The organism is Bradyrhizobium sp. STM 3843, from assembly GCF_000239815.1.
In the GTDB taxonomy this organism is placed as follows: Bacteria; Pseudomonadota; Alphaproteobacteria; order Rhizobiales; family Xanthobacteraceae; genus Bradyrhizobium.
In genome coordinates, this window is the sequence record NZ_CAFK01000299.1 from 17945 (window position 1) to 35197 (window position 17253).

19 protein-coding genes are annotated in these 17253 nt (G+C 64.1%); 7 read left to right on the forward strand and 12 right to left on the reverse strand.

Translation table 11 applies throughout. The features are described from left to right. Positions 1-6 precede the first annotated feature (6 nt). From BRAS3843_RS30455 to BRAS3843_RS30485, 7 genes are read left to right on the forward strand one after another with little or no spacing between them, the layout of a single operon-like run. Positions 7-567 carry a cytochrome c gene (locus tag BRAS3843_RS30455; protein ID WP_008973013.1) on the forward strand — a complete coding sequence of 187 codons (561 nt, stop codon included), beginning with the start codon at positions 7-9 and terminating at the stop codon, positions 565-567. After that, positions 564-1574 (forward strand): cytochrome c oxidase subunit II, encoded by a 1011-nt coding sequence (gene coxB / locus BRAS3843_RS30460; RefSeq protein ID WP_008973014.1) that lies wholly within the window; start codon positions 564-566, stop codon positions 1572-1574. Before BRAS3843_RS30455 ends, coxB begins: the two co-directional genes overlap by 4 nt. Continuing rightward, on the forward strand, positions 1571-3484 hold the full coding sequence (gene ctaD / locus BRAS3843_RS30465) for a cytochrome c oxidase subunit I (protein WP_008973015.1): 1914 nt from the start codon (positions 1571-1573) through the stop codon (positions 3482-3484). Before coxB ends, ctaD begins: the two co-directional genes overlap by 4 nt. After that, complete coding sequence (locus tag BRAS3843_RS30470) at positions 3481-4083, forward strand: cytochrome c oxidase subunit 3 (RefSeq protein ID WP_008973016.1); 603 nt, start codon at positions 3481-3483, stop codon at positions 4081-4083. The genes ctaD and BRAS3843_RS30470 overlap by 4 nt, the downstream gene beginning before the upstream one ends. A 26-nt stretch (positions 4084-4109) precedes the next feature. Beyond that, positions 4110-4415, forward strand: coding sequence for a hypothetical protein (locus tag BRAS3843_RS30475; protein WP_244425510.1), 306 nt, complete (start codon positions 4110-4112; stop codon positions 4413-4415). Then, a complete protein-coding gene (locus tag BRAS3843_RS30480) occupies positions 4403-5293 on the forward strand; it encodes a cytochrome c oxidase assembly protein (RefSeq protein ID WP_008973018.1) in 891 nt (296 codons plus the stop codon). Before BRAS3843_RS30475 ends, BRAS3843_RS30480 begins: the two co-directional genes overlap by 13 nt. After that, positions 5274-5684 carry a c-type cytochrome gene (locus tag BRAS3843_RS30485; protein WP_035983336.1) on the forward strand — a complete coding sequence of 137 codons (411 nt, stop codon included), beginning with the start codon at positions 5274-5276 and terminating at the stop codon, positions 5682-5684. Before BRAS3843_RS30480 ends, BRAS3843_RS30485 begins: the two co-directional genes overlap by 20 nt. Before the next feature lie 6 nt (positions 5685-5690). Here the strand turns inward: BRAS3843_RS30485 and BRAS3843_RS30490 are convergent, their stop codons facing one another. The 12 genes from BRAS3843_RS30490 to madL all read right to left on the reverse strand — a co-directional run bounded on the left by BRAS3843_RS30490 (position 5691) and on the right by madL (position 17149). Further along, positions 5691-6623, reverse strand: coding sequence for a cytochrome c (locus BRAS3843_RS30490; protein WP_008973020.1), 933 nt, complete (start codon positions 6621-6623; stop codon positions 5691-5693). 79 nt (positions 6624-6702) lie between these two features. Then, on the reverse strand, positions 6703-7500 hold the full coding sequence (locus BRAS3843_RS30495) for a Crp/Fnr family transcriptional regulator (RefSeq protein ID WP_035983339.1): 798 nt from the start codon (positions 7498-7500) through the stop codon (positions 6703-6705). Between the two features lie 155 nt (positions 7501-7655). Continuing rightward, entirely contained in the window at positions 7656-8036 is a 381-nt protein-coding gene (locus tag BRAS3843_RS30500) for a sensory rhodopsin transducer (RefSeq protein ID WP_008973022.1), read from the reverse strand. 27 nt (positions 8037-8063) lie between these two features. Then, a complete protein-coding gene (locus BRAS3843_RS30505) occupies positions 8064-9776 on the reverse strand; it encodes a GMC family oxidoreductase (RefSeq protein ID WP_008973023.1) in 1713 nt (570 codons plus the stop codon). Further along, positions 9766-10434: a gluconate 2-dehydrogenase subunit 3 family protein gene (locus BRAS3843_RS30510; RefSeq protein WP_008973024.1), complete on the reverse strand. Its 669-nt coding sequence runs from the start codon at positions 10432-10434 to the stop codon at positions 9766-9768. The genes BRAS3843_RS30505 and BRAS3843_RS30510 overlap by 11 nt, the downstream gene beginning before the upstream one ends. Then, positions 10427-11398, reverse strand: a complete 972-nt coding sequence (locus BRAS3843_RS30515; protein ID WP_008973025.1) for a hypothetical protein — start codon at positions 11396-11398, stop codon at positions 10427-10429. The genes BRAS3843_RS30510 and BRAS3843_RS30515 overlap by 8 nt, the downstream gene beginning before the upstream one ends. An 8-nt stretch (positions 11399-11406) precedes the next feature. Beyond that, the gene (locus BRAS3843_RS30520; protein WP_008973026.1) at positions 11407-12504 is read right to left on the reverse strand and encodes an enolase C-terminal domain-like protein; all 1098 of its coding nucleotides are present in this window, start codon (positions 12502-12504) and stop codon (positions 11407-11409) included. Next, positions 12504-14279 carry a thiamine pyrophosphate-requiring protein gene (locus BRAS3843_RS30525; protein WP_008973027.1) on the reverse strand — a complete coding sequence of 592 codons (1776 nt, stop codon included), beginning with the start codon at positions 14277-14279 and terminating at the stop codon, positions 12504-12506. Before BRAS3843_RS30525 ends, BRAS3843_RS30520 begins: the two co-directional genes overlap by 1 nt. 362 nt (positions 14280-14641) lie before the next feature. Further along, positions 14642-15043 (reverse strand): PRC-barrel domain protein precursor (fragment), encoded by a 402-nt coding sequence (locus BRAS3843_RS30530; RefSeq protein ID WP_008973028.1) that lies wholly within the window; start codon positions 15041-15043, stop codon positions 14642-14644. Between the two features lie 208 nt (positions 15044-15251). After that, positions 15252-15947 (reverse strand): GntR family transcriptional regulator, encoded by a 696-nt coding sequence (locus tag BRAS3843_RS30535; protein WP_008973029.1) that lies wholly within the window; start codon positions 15945-15947, stop codon positions 15252-15254. Then, on the reverse strand, positions 15948-16712 hold the full coding sequence (madM, locus tag BRAS3843_RS30540; protein WP_008973030.1) for a malonate transporter subunit MadM: 765 nt from the start codon (positions 16710-16712) through the stop codon (positions 15948-15950). Beyond that, entirely contained in the window at positions 16709-17149 is a 441-nt protein-coding gene (madL, locus tag BRAS3843_RS30545) for a malonate transporter subunit MadL (protein ID WP_008973031.1), read from the reverse strand. The genes madM and madL overlap by 4 nt, the downstream gene beginning before the upstream one ends. Positions 17150-17253: the final 104 nt, after the last annotated feature.

A 17253-nucleotide genomic window follows, 5' to 3' on the forward strand; every position in this document is an offset into this window, starting at 1 on the left:
CTCACCATGCGGATGGTCGTGCTGTTGATCTGCATCGTGACGTTGGGAGGATGTGAGCGGGAGAAGCGCGAGCTGCGGCTCGATCCTCCGGTCGCGGCTGCGTTGGACAAGATCGCGCTGATGCAGAACCGCATCGCCGGTGCACCGCCGCAGGTTTACTTCGCGCTCGACAGGCCGTTCGAGACCAACGCCTACAACCTGAGTGAGGGCAAACGGCTTTACACCTGGTTCGGCTGCAAGGGTTGCCATGGCGATGGCCAAGGCGGCATCGGACCATCCTTCCTGGACGGATGGTGGTACTACGGCCCGGAGATGGTCTCGATCTTCGCCTCGATCCGCGATGGCCGCCCGCATGGCATGCCGGCGTTCAAGAACAAGATGACGACCGACGAGATCTGGCAGCTCGCCGGCTATGTCCAGACCATCGGCGCCTACTCGGCCAAGACCGCGGCGCCCTCACGGAACGACGACAAGCAGGTGCGTCCGTCCGAAAACCGCGCGCCGGCTGCGATCCTGTTCGACCAGGGTCCGACCCCCGTTCATCCCGATCAGGGGCCGACGCCGTGATCCGGCGCGTTGCGCGGCTACTAGCTCTGCTCGCCGCGATATCGCTCGCCGGCTGTGAGAACTGGCAGTCTGCCTTGCAGGCGCATGGCGCGTCCGCGATCAGTCTGAAGCACCTGATCATCTTCATCGTCGCGGTGTGCTCGATCGTCTGGGCGCTTGTGATGGTGGCCATGATCTACGCATTGGCGCGCCGGCGTGCGGCTTGGCGAGCACCGACGGAGCTCATTCCTGAGCGCGAGCGCCGCATGGGCCGCATCGTTACCGCCTGCGTCGGGCTGACCGTGGTGATCATCTCGATCTTCACGCTCGCGAGTTTCTTCACCACCCGAGCCCTCAGCGTCGCCGGCAGCGACGACCTCACCATCCGCATCAGCGGCATGCAATGGTGGTGGGGCGTGCAATATCTCAGACCCAATCCGAAGCAGGCGTTCGACACCGCCAACGAGATCCATATCCCGGCCGGACGGAACGTGCACCTGGTGCTCGAAGGCGACGACGTGATCCATTCCTTCTGGGTGCCGAGCCTTGCCGGCAAACAGGATCTCATTCCCGGGAGGATCAACGAGATCACGATCCGCGCCGAGCGCCCTGGGATCTATCGCGGCCAATGTGCGGAGTTCTGCGGCTTGCAGCATGCGCACATGTCTTTCTTCGTCATCGCCGATGAGCCGCAGGATTTCGAGCGCTGGGCGGCCGCGCAGCGCGCGCCTGCGACGCAGGCGTCCGACGAGGAAATCGCTGCCGGCCGCGATGCGTTCATGTCGAAACCGTGCGCCGCCTGCCACAGCATCCGCGGCACAAAGGCAACGGGCACGAGCGGCCCGGATCTGACCCATGTCGGCAGTCGCAAGACCATCGGCGCCGGCCTGTTCGAGACCACGCGCGGCTCGCTCGCGGCCTGGATCGCCGATCCGCAGACCTTGAAGCCGGGCAACAACATGCCGCTGGTGCCGCTGGCGCCCGAGGAGCTGCGCGCGATATCGGCCTATCTGGCGAGCCTGAAATGACAGAGACAATAGCGCGCGCGGAAACACTGGACACGGAGCTCGATGGCACGAGGCTCGCCACCGCACTGGCGCAGACCTGGAAGACGGAGCGCGGGCTGTGGGGCGCGCTGACGACGGTCGACCACAAGATCATCGGTCGCCGCTACATCGTCACCGCGTTCGTCTTCCTCGTGCTCGGCGGCGTGCTGGCGCTGCTGATGCGGCTGCAACTTGCGCAACCCGAGGCGCGGGTGCTGGGGCCTGATCGATTCAACCAGGTGTTCACGATGCACGGCGCGAACATGATGTTCCTGTTCGCGGTACCGGTGATGGAAGCGATGGGGGTCTATCTGGTGCCGCTGATGGTCGGCACCCGCAACATCGCCTTCCCGCGGCTCAACGCATTCTCCTACTGGATCTTCCTCGCCGGCGGCCTGCTGCTGTGGATCGCCTTCGCACTCGACATGGGTCCCGATGTCGGCTGGTTCGCCTATGTACCGTTGTCAGGCCCGCAATATGCGCCGGGCAAGCGCGCCGACATCTGGGCGCAGATGATCACCTTCACGGAGCTCGCGGCGCTGGCGGTGGCAGTCGAAATCGTCGTCACCGTGTTCAAGCAGCGCGCGCCCGGCATGTCGCTCGACCGCATCCCGCTGTTCGTGTGGTCGATGCTGGTCACCTCCTTCGTGGTCATCATGGCGATGCCGGCGATCATGGTGGCGAGCACGAGCCTGATCCTGGATCGCCTGGTCGGCACCCATTTCTTCAATCCGGCCGAGGGCGGCGACGTGCTGCTGTGGCAGCATCTGTTCTGGTTCTTCGGCCATCCGGAAGTCTACATCATCTTCCTGCCGGCGGTCGGCATGGTGTCGACGTTGATCGCGACCTTCGCCCGGCGTCCCATATTCGGTTATCTCGCGCTCGTCATGGCGCTGATTGCGACCGGCATTCTCGCCTTCGGCCTGTGGGTGCACCACATGTTCGTGACCGGCCTGCCGCGGCTCGGCGAGAGCTTCTTCACCGCCTCCAGCATGGCGATCGCGATTCCGGCCGGCATTCAGATCTTCTGCTGGATCGCCACGCTCTGGGACGGCAGGCCGGTGTTCAAGACGCCGTTGTTGTTCGTGATTGGCTTCATTGTCACCTTCGTGATCGGCGGGCTGACCGGGGTCATGGTGGCCTCGGTGCCGTTCGACACCCAGGTGCACGACACCTATTTCGTTGTCGCCCACTTCCACTACGTGCTGATCGGCGGCGCCGTGTTCCCGCTGCTCGGCGCCGTCTACTACTGGTTTCCGAAATTTACCGGGCGCATGATGAGCGAGCGCCGCGGCAAGTGGGCGTTCTGGCTGATCTTCATCGGCTTCCATCTTACCTTCTTCCCGATGCACATCCTCGGCCTCGAAGGAATGCCGCGGCGCATCTACACCTATCAGCCGGATTTACCCTGGCATGGGCTGAACCTGTTCGTCAGCGCAAGCGCGCTGATCCTTGCCGCCGGCTTCCTGATCTTCTTCATCGACGCGATCATCAGCGCACGGTCCGGCAATCCGGCCGGCGACAATCCCTGGGATGCGCCGACCTTGGAATGGGCGACCAGCTCGCCTCCGCCCGCCTACAATTTCGCGCATATCCCGGTTGTCGGCAGCGCCTATCCGCTGTGGGACCAGCCGGGATCGCTCAATGTCGCGAGCGGGCTGCATAGCGACCGGCGCGAGATCGTGATCACGACCATCACCATCGCGGAGCCGCAGGCACGCGAGTCTTCGCCGCAAAACTCGATCTGGCCGCTGCTCACGGCGATCACCACCACCATCATGCTGATCTGGTCGATCTTCTCGCCATGGGCCGTCGTGTGGGGCTCGATCCCGGTCGCGATCACGCTGATCGGCTGGTTCTGGCCGAGCGGCACGCCGGAGGACGAGGCATGAGGGAGCGCGTCGTTCTCGATCTCTCCAAGCTGCCGTTGCACGGACTTGGCAGCGCCAGCGTCACCTGGTGGGGCACGCTCGGCTTCATGCTGATCGAAGGCACTGGATTCGCCCTCGTCATCGCCGTCTATCTCTATCTAATGAGCCTGGCGCCGATCTGGCCGCTCAACGCGCCGCCGCCGGCCCTGCTGCCGGGAACGCTGCTCACGGTCATCCTGCTCATCAGCGTGATTCCAAATGTGCTGATCTCGCGCTGGGCCAGGCAGCAGGATCTGCGCAAGGTGCAGATCGGCATGGTCGTGATGTCGGTGTTCGGCATCGTGCCGCTGATCGTCCGCGCGTTCGAGTTCCCCGCGCTCAACGTCAAATGGGACACCAATGCCTATGGCTCGATCGTCTGGACCCTGCTCGGGCTGCACACCACGCATATCCTGACCGATCTTGTCGACACGCTGGTACTGGCGGCGCTGATGTTCAGCCGACACGCCGACAATCCGCGTCGCTTCGGCGATGTCGAGGACAACGCAATGTATTGGAACTTTGTCGTCGCCACGTGGCTTCCCATCTACGGCTGCATCTATTGGTTGGCACGGCTATGAGGCTACCAAGCACCTCGGCGAAATTGATGGCCTGGGCCGGCCTGGTGATCGGCGGGGTGATCTGGGCTGCCAATACCCAGCTCGGCGATATCCTTTCGACGCGTGACTGCATCGCGACAGCGCGGCCGTCGACCCTCATCTCCTTCGCCGGCATGCTCATCATGCTTGCCTCGGCCACGATCTCCTGGCGCCTCGACAGCCGCCCGTCGATCGGCGACGATCGGAGCTTGCCGTTTGCCTCGCGCTTGAGCGCGCTCTCCGCGCTTGTGTTTGCCTTTGCGGTTGCGTTACAAGGCGCCGCCTCGCTGGTGCTGAGCGGATGCGAACGCTGATTGCCATCGCTCTCCTTGCCGCCGCGAGCGGCACAGCGCTCGCGCATGGCGCTGCGACGGACGAACTGACCGCTTCGTGGACGTTCGATCCCTGGATCCTCTCACCGCTGCTTTCAATCGCGGGATTCTACGCCGCGGGAAGCCTGGTTCTATCCAGGCGGCGCAAGCGCCGCCGCGCAAGCTGGCGCGCGCTCGCCTTCTGGTCGGGCTGGGTGAGCCTGGCGATTGCACTGGTCTCGCCGCTGCATTGGCTGGGCGAGCATCTCTTCACCTTCCACATGATCGAGCATGAGATCCTGATGGCGGTCTCGGCGCCGCTGATCGTGGCCGCCCGGCCCATCGGCGTGATGCTGTGGGCGCTCCCGCAGCCCGCGCGGCGGCAGGCCGGCACGCTGCTGCGCAGTGCGCTGGTGCGTGCTACCTGGAGCGCGCTTGCCAGCGGCGGCACGGCCACCCTGCTCCACGGCATCGCGATCTGGGTCTGGCATGCGCCGATCCTGTTCGATGCCGCCGTCGAGAACGTCACGCTGCACCGGCTGCAGCATGTGAGCTTCTTCGTCACCGCCGTTCTGTTCTGGTGGGCCGTGCTCTGGCGCAGCCCGACCGGGCAAGCGGCCTGGCACGTCATCGTCACCATGTTTCACACCAGCGTGCTGGGCGCGCTGATGGCGCTGGCGCCGCGGGTGCTCTATGGCGTGCAGACCGCGACGGCCGCAGACTGGGGTCTTACGCCGCTCGAGGACCAGCAGCTCGCCGGGATCATCATGTGGGTGCCGGCCGGCACGATCTACGCCGGAGCGGCGCTGACCCTGCTCGCATTATGGATCCGACGCTCCAGCGAGAAAGCGAGGCAAGCCGATGTCCTCAATGCTGTCTAGATCGATATGGATCGGCGCCGTCGTCGTGGTGGTCTGCGTGGCGACTGTCGTCGGCAGCACCATGGCCTGGTCGTCCCGGCAGAAGACCGAGCAGATCGCGCGCGCAATGACCGGGGGCGATCCGAAACACGCGCCTGAGATCATGCGCCGCTACGGCTGCGGCGGCTGCCACACCATTCCGGGCCTGGCTGGCGCCGATGGCGAAGTGGGGCCGCCGCTCACCGGCCTCAGCCGCCGCGTCTATATCGGCGGCGTCGCCAACAATTCGCCCGACAATCTCGTACAGTGGATGGTGTCGCCGCAGACGTTCTCACCGCGCACCGCAATGCCGGCCACCGGCATCACCGAGGCCGAGGCACGCGACGTTGCTGCTTACCTCTACTCGCAATGAGGTGGCTCATGGCTTCTCGGTCGGCCGGGGAGGCAGCGACTTGATGTAGGTCGCAATCGCCTCCCGGTCCTCTTGCGGCAGCTTCGAGGTGTTATTGACGACATCGGCCATAGAAGAACCGACCCGGCCATGATCGGGCGTTTTGCCTGATCTCAGGATTTCGGCGATGTCGGCTTCCGACCAGTTGCCGATCCGCTCCGGCGTGATGTTCGGATAAAAGCCGGTGCCGACCGGATCCATTCCTCCGGCAAAGCGGGTCTTGTCCTTGATGCCGCCGAACAGATCGCGCGTGGAGTGGCATTCGGCGCAATGGCCTGCCGCTTCGACCAGATAACGCCCGCGATTCCACTGCTCGTCTCGCGCCGGATCGGGCTTGATCTCGCCCGGCCGGAAGTAGAGCAGCTTCCAGAATCCGACAAAGCGCCGGACCCTGTAGAGCGGATGCAGATCATGCGGAGGGGCGCGGCCGGCGACAGGCGGCAGGGTCCGCAAATACGCCCTCAGATCGGCGATGTCTTCGACAGTAAGATGTGCAAAGCTTGGATAAGGAAACACTGGATAATAGTGGCTGCCGGCCGGCGAGACGCCGCTCAACAAAGCATTGGCGAGATCCTTGACGGTCCAGGCGCCGATGCCGTCCTTGGGATCACTTGAAATGTTTGGGGCACGGAACGTTCCAAAGGCAGATTCGAGCGCGAGCCCGCCGCCGAGCCGGAGCCGATCCGGCTGGCCCGGCGAGGCGTGGCAGGACGAGCAGTCGCCTGCTAGAAACACCTGCTCACCGCGTCTGGCATCGCCGGCCTGATCGAAGAGGGACGTCGCATCGGATGAGAAGGCGGGCCGCGGAGCTGTGATCCACCAGGCGATCGCGGCGGCCCCGATGACGGCCACACAACCCGCGCCGACCAGCCAGACCAGCCGATATTTCCAGCTTCGCATGTGGCCCGCACTCTCCTGACACTCCCGAGCCAAACGCACTTTGGACCCAGCTGTTCCAGAGGGGAACTAGCACGCTCGCCTAACGTGTCTCACCCGCATGCCTTGAGCAAAAACCTCCGATCTGCCGATCATATTCGCGCTGGATCAAACCGAAGCAGGAACACACCGCCTTCTCTAGCATGGCCTGGTCCGTAATCGTGATCGCTGCCCGCGCATTGACGATGCCGCCTTCCCGCTCGAATGCATCGAGGCCTTCGCTGACGCTGGCGCGGCGCACGCCAAGCAGCTGGGCAAGAACAGCATGCGTCAGCGGCAACTCGGGCGAGTCCAACGCGCGTTCGGCTAGAAGCAGCCAGCGGGCCAACCGCTGCTTCACCGAATGCAACGAGTTGCACGCGCCAGCCTGCGAGGTCTGCAACAGGACGACGTTGATGTAGCGCAGCAGCACTTCGCGAAGTGCCGGCAGATTTTCCATGATTGCGGTGAAAGCGGTGGTCCGTATTCGCAGCGCCATCCCGCCCACTTGCACCACGCGACGATGCGGTGGGCTGGTGTCGTCCGGGGCCAGCAAGTATGGCGCACCGACCATCCCCTCGGCGCCGATCAGCCAGGCTTCGATGAAGCGCCCGTCATCGACCTTGGCCGAAACGGAAACCAGACCGCTTTCGACGAAATAGACGTAGTCCATCGGCAGCCGCCAATGATGCAGCACCTGACGTGGCTTGAGCTCGACCCTGTCAGCGGCCTGCAGGATCACAGCAAGCTCCCGCGCAGGCACGAGTTGCAGCAATCTGTTGCGTACGGCGGCAGCGGCCAAAACCGGTACGACCCGCTGGCCGCCACGCGGATGGACGGTTGCCGACTGAGCTTTCGTCATCTCAAGCACGCTCCCCACGATCACCACTCTGACGCATCTGCGGTCGCAAGCGCAGACCGGGGCGACGCCGAGGTCCCCTCAAGCTAAGTTCTGGCTTCAGATTCGGTTCCTTCTGTCGTGTCGCCGCGAGGGCCGGCCAGCGCGAGAACAACGTCTCAGGACGCAGCGACCGGGTATGCGACGGTCGACAGCAAAGCCATGGCGGGCTGGCGCGAGTCCAGCCTCGTATGCTGAACCACCACCGGAGCGCTTGCCTCGATCAGAGAGGCATAACTGGTGTCGCGCGGCACTGGCGCCGGATCGGTCAGGTCGTTGAAGCGCATGTGGACGGTGCGCCGGCTCGGAACTGTCAGCCGATAGGGGCCGATCGGTTCGCGGTCGCGAAAGAACAGCGTGATCTTGATCTCGGCGTCCCTGTCGCTCGCGTTCAGGAAGCAGGCCGCCTCGTGCGAGACAAGGTCATGCGCCTGGCTGACGCTGCCGCTTGGAATGTAGCCCTCCGGGATCGCCCACACTGTGCATCCGACCGCTTCCATCTCACGCCTCCACTGCCGGCCCTCTCATTATGCTGTTGATGCTGTTGCATCCGTGGTCGCCGATATCGGTGCCGAGCTTCTGCGGGCCGAACGGTTGAGCTCGCCTCGGCGCGCCATCGCGCGAATCCGATCCGCGGTACGGCAGGCGATGGCCTGGATCGTGAGCGACGGATTGACTCCACCGACGGTCGGAAACACCGATCCGTCGCAGATCCACAGGTTCGGAATATCCCAGCTGCGGCAGTCCGCGTTGACGACGCTGGTTCCGGCATCATCCCCCATCCTGGCGGTGCCGTTGAGATGACAGGTGTCATCCTCCTGGATCCAGAGATCCTTTGCACCGGCGGCCTGCAGCGCCCGGCTCATGAATTTGAGCGAATGATCGATCAGCCGCTTGTCATTGTCGCACCAGGAATAGGTGACGCGCGGGATGCGCAGGCCATATTGGTCCACCTCGTCCGCCAACGTGACGCGGCTCGTCTCCTGCGGCAGCATCTCGCCGACGATCTTCAGGCCGACGACGTGATTGTAGTTCTTCATCTCCTCGACCAACGGCCCGCCCCACAATCCGTGCGCGCTGGCCTGGGTATTGGCCCAGAGTTGCGGCAGAGGGCCCTGGCTCATATAGGCGTAGCCGCCGAAGAAATCCTTGCCCTTATCGGCGTAGTTCCAGTGCTCGGTGATCGCGAGCGACGGCGGGCCCTTGTAGGACCGGACCTCGTCGTCCATGACGCCCCAGACCGCCTGATTGGATTGCGTCATCAGGTTCTTGCCGACCAGGCCTGAGCTGTTGGCGAGGCCGTCGCGATATCGGTCAGTCGCCGAATTCAACAACAGCCGCGGCGTCTCGATGGCGTAGCCTGCAACCACGACGTTGCGCGCGCGCTGGAAGTGCCAGCCGTCGTCACGATGATAGTGAACGCCTGAGACGAGGCCGTTGTCATCGACCTCGATGCGCCCGACCATGGCGAGATCGCGGATTTCAGCGCCGGCCGCGAGCGCGCGCGGAATCCACGTCACCAACGCGCTCTGTTTGGCATTGGTCGAACAGCCGGTGACGCAGAAGCCGCGATAGACGCAGGGATGCGCAAGCCCGCGCGGGGCTGAAATCGTGGCGAGCGGCGTTTCGGTCCAGTCGATGCCGAGCGCCTCGCAACCTTTGGCAAGCGCGCGCGCGGCGGCATTGAGCGGATGCGCGCGATACGGATAGCGCGGTCGCGGCGGTCCCCACGGATAGGTCACGGGACCCGAGATCTTGAGCGCCTGCTCGACCTCGGTGTAGTAGTCCCACATCTCGCGCCAATCGAGCGGCCAGTCGGCGCCATAGCCGAGCACGGTGCGCGACTTGAACCATTCGGGCCGGAAGCGAAGCGACACCATGGCGAAATGGACCGTCGAACCGCCCACCGCCTTGCCGCTGTTGTTGCTGCCAAGCTGCAACGGATTGGCGCCGTCCACGATACGATCATCGGTCCAGTAGAGTTTGGTCTGCTCGGCTTCATCAGACGCGAAATCTTCAAGCGGGCGGAAGTACGGACCGGCATCGAAGGCGACGACGGAGAAACCGTATTCGGCGAGCTTACAGGCCAGTGTGCCGCCGCCGGCACCGGTGCCGACGATGACGAAATCGACCGGCTCGTCATTTCGGTATTCCCGCATCGGCACCCAGCCGCCGGGGCGGAACACGTCGGGGGCCTGGCCTTGCCGCGCGCGCGGCATATGTAGCGCATCATCGTACATGGCGATTGGTCCTGGCGGCCTCACTCTCGTGCCCCGGTCTGGCTTCGGCCGCCTCCCATGGGTCGCGCTCATTGTAGTCGAGCCGCACATAGCCACGGGGGCTCGCCGGGCCGCCCCATCCGATTTCGTTCCAGGCGACGGGATGCGAGTAGTAGGCGAGCACGATGTCATGCAGCAGACGGCGCTTGAAGAAGTCGCTACAACGCATGCTGCCCCATTCCGGCGCGTTCAATCGTCCGGCTTCTGCACGATGCAGCAGTTCGTCCTGCTGCGCGCCAGACAGTCCCGCGAAGCGTTCACTGAAGGCGAGGCGTGCTTCAGCGTCGAGTGCGTGCAAGCCACGCCGCCACGCCTCACGCTCGCGCGGCATTCCGGCAAGGCGATAGCCGTCGGACACGCCCTCGTGCAGCTTGCGATCGATGAGCGCCGCCACCGGAATCTGGGGCCGCGAGGCCGGCTGCGGCACGATCCGCGCCGCGATCGCGGTCAAGGTTTCGAACTCCTCCGCGGCGAAGAACAGCGGTTGCGAATCGATTGATAGACGCCGCGCGATGACCTCGCGCGTCTTGTCGTTCCACGACGGCCCATTGCGCTTGGCGAGCACGTCGTAGTCCGGATACCGATCCTGAGTGATGCGATTGCGCGACCGGTCATGCATCTCGATGCTCCCTCATCAGGCCGAGCGCTGCGAGCCCTGCCAGAGCAAGCCCGGTGAAGCTCGGCGGCGCCGGCAATGGCGGCCCGTTCAACACGTTCTGGCTCCAATTGCGCCAACCGCCCATGTTGCGGGAGACGCCATAGGCATGGAAGCCGACGCCGGCGAGGCCCATCGCCGTCAGCAGCCACATCCAGGCGCGGGTGAACGGATGGGCTCGGCCCTGGCCGCGCGCGGCCGCATTGAACAGCAGCGCGGCGCCGATCGGAGGCAGCGTCACCGGAACGGCCATGAACGGATTGTGGAACGCGCCGCGGAAATGCAACAGCCCTGCCTCGCCGCTCGTGCCCAGCAGCCCTGCGCCGGTCACCGCCGCAATGGTGCGCGCGGCCGGCAGGCCGAACATCTCCGGTCGTGGTGATCGAGCGGTTTCCCGCACCCGTTCCGAGCAAAAGCCGAGCAGCCCCGACAACAGGATCGCCATCGGCGCGCCGAGCGGGGCGCCATAGAACAGGTTCTGCCAGCTGAAGCCGCCGACCTTTTTGGTGACATTGTAGAAATGGAAGCCTGTTCCAAGCAGGCCCGTGGCAGCTGCTAGCAGATAGCAACCATCGCGCAGCCTGTGCGCAAGCGGCCGCATGTCGGAGGTGCCGTGCAGGCTCGTCGCCAAAGTCAAGGCCGAGACGACAAGCGGCGTGTACATCGCCCTGTTCTTGAATGAGCCTCGGTAATGTTCGACGCTGCTGTCGGCGAGCACCGAAGCGGCCAGCATCCCCGCAGCACCGTTCAGCCGGCGCGCGGCCCGCACTGCGGTGCGCGGCTGCGGACCGGATCTTGGCAGCGCTGCTATTCTTTGTGAGCGAATTCGCGAACTCCCAGCCTTCGGAGCCAGGACCGCGGCTGCGGCCAGCACCGACAGCGCGAGACCGGCCCCGGCAAGCACATCACGTTCGACTGCTCTGCTCATCTCGTTACTCACACCGCGTACCGCGCCGCATCGGCATGTTTGAACGTCAGCCCATGGCCCGGGCGAGACAGGTCGGGACTTATCTCCCCATGCTTCGGCTCAGGAGCCCCGTCGAACAACATGTGCTCGATGCGCACATGGTCATGAAACCATTCGAGATGTCGCAAGCGCGGCGCCGCACACGCCGCATGCAGATGCAGCGACGGCGCGCAATGGCCGGATAGATCGATATGGAAGGCGTCGCACAGCGCCGCGATCTGCAGGAAGCCTGTGACACCGGCGCAGCGGGTGATATCGGCTTGCTGCACGTCGACCGCGCCGGCCTGCAACATCGTCCGCACGTAATCGGCCGAATAGGCATATTCTCCGGCGGCGATCTCAATGCGGTCAGGAGCACGCTCGCGAACGCGTCGCAACCCTGTGAGATCGTCGGACGAGACCGGCTCTTCGAACCAGCTCACCCCGAGCTCAGCAAACACCTCGGCGAGCTGAAGCGCCTGCTTGACCGTGCAAGCACCGTTCGCATCGACGAATAGCTGAGCCTGATCGCCGATTGCGCGCCTTGCGACCTCCGCCCGATGCGGATCGCGGTCCGGCTCCGAGCCGACCTTCATCTTGACGTAACGACAGCCCTGCTCGGTCACCCAGCCAGAGAGTTGCTGGCGCAGTTGTTCGTCCGAATAGCAGGTGAAGCCACCGCTCCCATAGATCGGCACCTCGGTGCGATAGCTCCCCAGCAGCGAAACCAGGGGCAGATCCAACAGCCGGGCCTTGAGATCGTAAAGCGCGGTATCGATCGCCGAAATTGCCGTTGCGGCCAGACCTTCCCGTCCGATGTTACGCACGGCCTGCTGCATGGCCAGCCAAGCTGCCTCTGGAGCGAGCGCATCGCGACCTTCGATCAATGGCCCGAGCTTCTCTTCGATCAGCCCGACGATGCAGCGATGCGAATAGGTGTAGCCGGTGCCCACCTTGCCGCTGCCGGCGATCTCGACCAGCACCAACGTGGTCGAATTCCACTGCATGGTGCCGTCGGCCTCGGGCGCATCGGTTGGGATTTCGAACGCCCGCGCGCGCACTCTCCCGATTGGAACAGCCGTCGGCATCAGTCTTTCCCGGGCAGAACGCTGGTCACCAGTTCCTTGGCGCTGTTCTTCAGCACGCTGGTCAGCTCAGGCTCGGACGGAATCATGCTGATGAAGTTCTTGGCCTCCTTCAGCGTGATGTGCGGCGGCAATGGCGGCACATTGGGGTCCGTATAGGCCTCCAGAATCACCGGTCGATCTGCGGCGAGCGCCTGGTCCCACGCCGCGCCCACACGGTCGGGATTGTCGACAAAGATGCCCTTCAAACCGAGCAGCTCGGCGTAGCGGTGGTAAGGAAAATCCGGGATGCTCTGCGTCGACAGCGTCTTGCCAGAGCCCAGCTGGATGCGCTCTTCCCAGGTGACCTGGTTGAGATCGCGGTTGTTGAGAACCAGCACGATCAGGCGCGGGTTGGACCACTCCTTCCAATATTTGGAAATCGTGATCATCACGTTGAGGCCGTTCATCTGCATGGCGCCGTCGCCCATGCAGGCAATCACGGTCCGCTCCGGATACGCCATCTTGCCGGCGAGCGCGTAAGGCGTGCCGGCGCCGAGCGACGCCAGGCCGCCGGAGAGCGAGGCTTTCATGCCGCGTCGCATCTTCAGATCGCGCGCATACCAGTTGGCGACCGATCCGGAGTCGGCCGTGAGGATCGCGTTGTCGGGCAGACGCGGCGACAGCTCCCAGAACACCCGCTGCGGGTTGAGCGGCTCGGCCGAATCCATCGCGCGGCGCTCTAGCGTCTTCCACCATTCGCGCACGTTTCCCTCGATCTCGTGGCGCCAGCTCCGGTCCTGTTTCTGCTCGAGCAGCGGCAGCAGCGCGCGCAATGTCGTCGCACTGTCGCCCACGAGGTTGACCTCCATCGGATAGCGCAGGCTGAGCCTGCTACTGTCGATATCGATCTGGACGCCGCGCGCTGAGCCCGGCTTTGGCAGAAACTCGCTATAAGGAAAGGCCGACCCGACCATCAGGAAGGTGTCGCAGCTCTTCATCAGGTCCCAGCTCGGCTTGGTGCCGAGCAGACCGATCGAGCCGGTGACGAAGGGCAGATCGTCCGGCACCGCCGCCTTGCCGAGCAGCGCCTTAGCCACACCGGCCTGCAGCCGTTCAGCGACGGCGATAACCTCATCGGTCGCCTCCAGCGTGCCCGCGCCGACCAGCATAGCGACCTTGCGGCCGCTGTTGAGAACATCCGCCGCTGCGCGCAGCTGCGCCTGATCGGGAAGACGCGCCGGACCCGCATAACCGACCCCGGTGTGGGTCGCACCATGCGCCAGCGGCGGGTCCTCATAGTCGAGCTCCTGCACGTCCTTCGGCAGGATGACGCAAGTCACCACACGCTTGCTATGCGCGATGCGAACCGCGCGATCGATCAAATGCCGGACCTGCTCGGGTACGCTCGCTTGCTCGACATATTCGGCGACGTCCTTGAATAGGGTCTTGAGATCGACCTCCTGCTGGTAGCTGGCGCCGATCGATGTTCTGGCTGCCTGGCCGACCAGCGCGACCACCGGCACGTGATCCATCTTGGCATCATAGAGCCCGTTAAGCAGATGGATCGCGCCGGGCCCGGATGTCGCGTAGCACAATCCGACCTGGCCGGTGAACTTGGCATGTGCCGAGGCCATGAACGCCGCCATCTCCTCATGCCGCACCTGGACATAGGTCATGGTCTCCTTGGCCTTCTCGAGGGCGACGTCGAGTCCGCCCACACCGTCGCCCGGATATCCATAGACGCGGTTCAATCCCCATTCGGACAATCGGTGCCAAACGAATTCGCTGACGTTCATAGGCGTGATCCTCGATAGCCGCATCGCTACTCTGTCGAGCCAACGTGCGACCGCGCCAAATGTTGCGCCCTTAATGTTTGTTTAGATTGGCATCGCCAACTAATAGCCTCGCCAAAGACCACCGCTCCCGCGGCACGCTTCTGCGCCCGGAAGAGAGAGGCATCTTCCGAGCGCGGAATGCGCAGCGCGGCTCATCGCTCAAAGCTGCTGGAACGCCGTTCGTCCGAACGGCGAGAAGAGAATGCTCATCGTCTCAATCGGCCGATGAGCAGGCACGCTCAACCACAAATGCGGTCATCCAGCTCGCGCAAGGAAGCGGCGACCAGCAGGAACGCACCTCGGTTTCAGCCGGAACCGTCACTTCATTTCGACGGAGTTTGCGCCGCAGAGCTGCTGCCCGTCGTGGCGTGAGACGCGCTTCCGGAGTTCGAGCCCGTCGTCTGCTCCGCTTCAAACATCGACATCCCATGCGGTCCAATCGTCATGAGGATCGGATTGCCATCCTTCGTCTTGGCTTGAACCACAAACGATTCGGCGACCACCTTGACATCGGTGAATCCGGCATTCTTCAGATCCTGCTGGATCTGTTGCGCCGCCGCGAGCTTCTGCGTCGCCGACTGGCCCGATTGCTGCGCTGAGCTCTGCGCGCCGGTCGTGGCTTGCCCCGTACCTTGGGTGGAGGGTTGGCCTGTACCCTGGGCGAATGCCGGGGCGGCGACCGCAAGGGCCGCAATAGCGCAGGCGGTCACAAGCACGTTTCTCATCTGCATGTCCTTTCGTCTGAAGAGACTACAGACCTATAGCGAGGAAGCCTGCTGCAACGTTCCTCGCGCGCGCGAACAGACGCGCCGAACTTTGTACGCCGACGGACGGCTCACCAGCCCACCGGAACACAGTCCGCGCGAGCAATGTGATGGAAAAAACGGCGGGCGTAATGCGGAACGGAAAACGGACTGATGCGGCGACCAGACACTATCCGTCGCGGCCGAAGCGATCATCGATGTAGCGCCGGAGCGCGGCGGCCGCGTTCAACATGTGAGCGCGCATGCGGCGTGCGGCCGCCTCGCCATCGCCCTCGGCGATCGCCTGCATGATCGCATCATGCTCCTCCCGCGACCGACGGATGCGGTCGCCTTGGCGCAGTTGGGTCCGGCGAAAGGCGCTCAACCGCGCACGGACGTCCTGGGCCTGCTCGGCAAGGAAGGAATTGTGCGTCGCCCGGTAAATGGCTTCGTGGAACTCGCGGTTGAACGCGTCATAGGCATCGACATCGTTCGCCTCGACCATCTTCAGCGAAGCCTCATGAAGTTCGATCAGATGACTGCGCTCGAGCGGCGTCATGCGATAGGTCGCGAGCCTGACGCACATGGCCTCCACTTCGGCACTGGTCTCGAACATGTCCATGATGCGCTCGGGTGTCATCCGGGCAACGACGACCCCGCGACGTCCTCGGACTTCGACCAGCCCGCTGACCACGAGTTGTCGAAGCGCCTCCCGCACGGGCGTGCGGGAGGCGCCAAAACGATCGGCAAGCTGTTGCTCTTCGAGGGCCGAGCCGGCAACCAGTGAGCCTGACGCGATCTCGTCCGTGAGCGCGTTTCGGATACGATCGGAGAGCAGCCCTCCATCGTCTTCGGCTTCGGTTGCGACTTTGAACAGACCTGCCATTCAGCTCCCCGTGATTGCGCGTAACGTGAAGTAGAGGACGGACGGTGCGACCAGACATCCCAAACCGGTATGAAACGTCGCGGTCAATGCACCGTAAGGAACCAGACGTCGATCGGTTGCGGCCAGCCCTCCGGATACGCCACTGACCGTCCCCATCAAGCCGCCGAACACCATCGCGCTGCGTGGATTGTTGAGGCCGATCATCTTCGCGACGAACGGCGTGCCGATCATGACGATCACCGCCTTGAATACACCGGTCGCGATCGACAGCGCAATAACCGGCGACGACGCTCCGATCGCCGCACCCGTGACCGGTCCTACGATGTAGGTGACCGCGCCGGCACCGATCGTCGTCAGCGAGACGGCATCGGTGTAGCCAAACGCCAACGCGACGAACACACCCAGAATGAACGGAACGACCGTTCCCAACCCGAGCGCGACCGCACCGATCAGGCCGGCCTTGCGCGCATGGACGACATCGACCTCGAAGGCCGTGGCCACGATAGCGAAGTCTCGCAGCATCGCACCTCCCATCAGGCCGACCCCGGCCAGCGCCGGCAGGTCGGCCACACCCTTCTCGCCGCCGGTTGCAATGCCGCCGAAGAAGGCCAGCGCGAGGCCCAACATGATCGCAATCGCCGATCCGTGAATGCGCCCGAGCGTAAGGTATTTCGAGATCGCTCCGGAGATCCACATCAGAATTCCCACTGCGGCGAACGCGGTGAGAAGCGTATTAGCGGTAAGCACGTGAGACATCATGTTCATCCGATCCTCCCGGACTTGAGCCCGAGCACGGGGCGAACGAGTTCCTCGGCCTCGCGCGCTTCAATCTCGTCGATCGTCTCGACAGGACCGCTGAGCCGGCCGATGAGGGCCACCATCGCAAAACACACCGCGACAGAGCCTACTCCCGCGATGATCACGATCGGCCCGCCCTTGACTGCGGCCACGACGTTTTGCTGTGCGGCCATCGCGACCACGATCGGGATGTAGAAGCTGCCCCAGAACTCGACGCCGGTCTTGAGCCCGTGACTGAGCAGGCCGCGTCGCGCCAGCCAGAGCCGTGCTGCGATCAAGAATATCATCGCGATGCCGACGCCGCCGACATTGGCTTTGACGCCGAGCACCACGCCAAGCAGGTCGCCCAACCAAACCCCGAGCAAGGTGCAGATTGAAAGCAATGCCACTCCGGAGATGGTCACGGCTGCCCCCTTTCCGCGAGCAGGCCGCCAGCTGGGGTCGGACGCCTTGTATGCATCAGCATCTTCAATTTCCTCCTATGTATGCGATTTATGCTTATTGACGG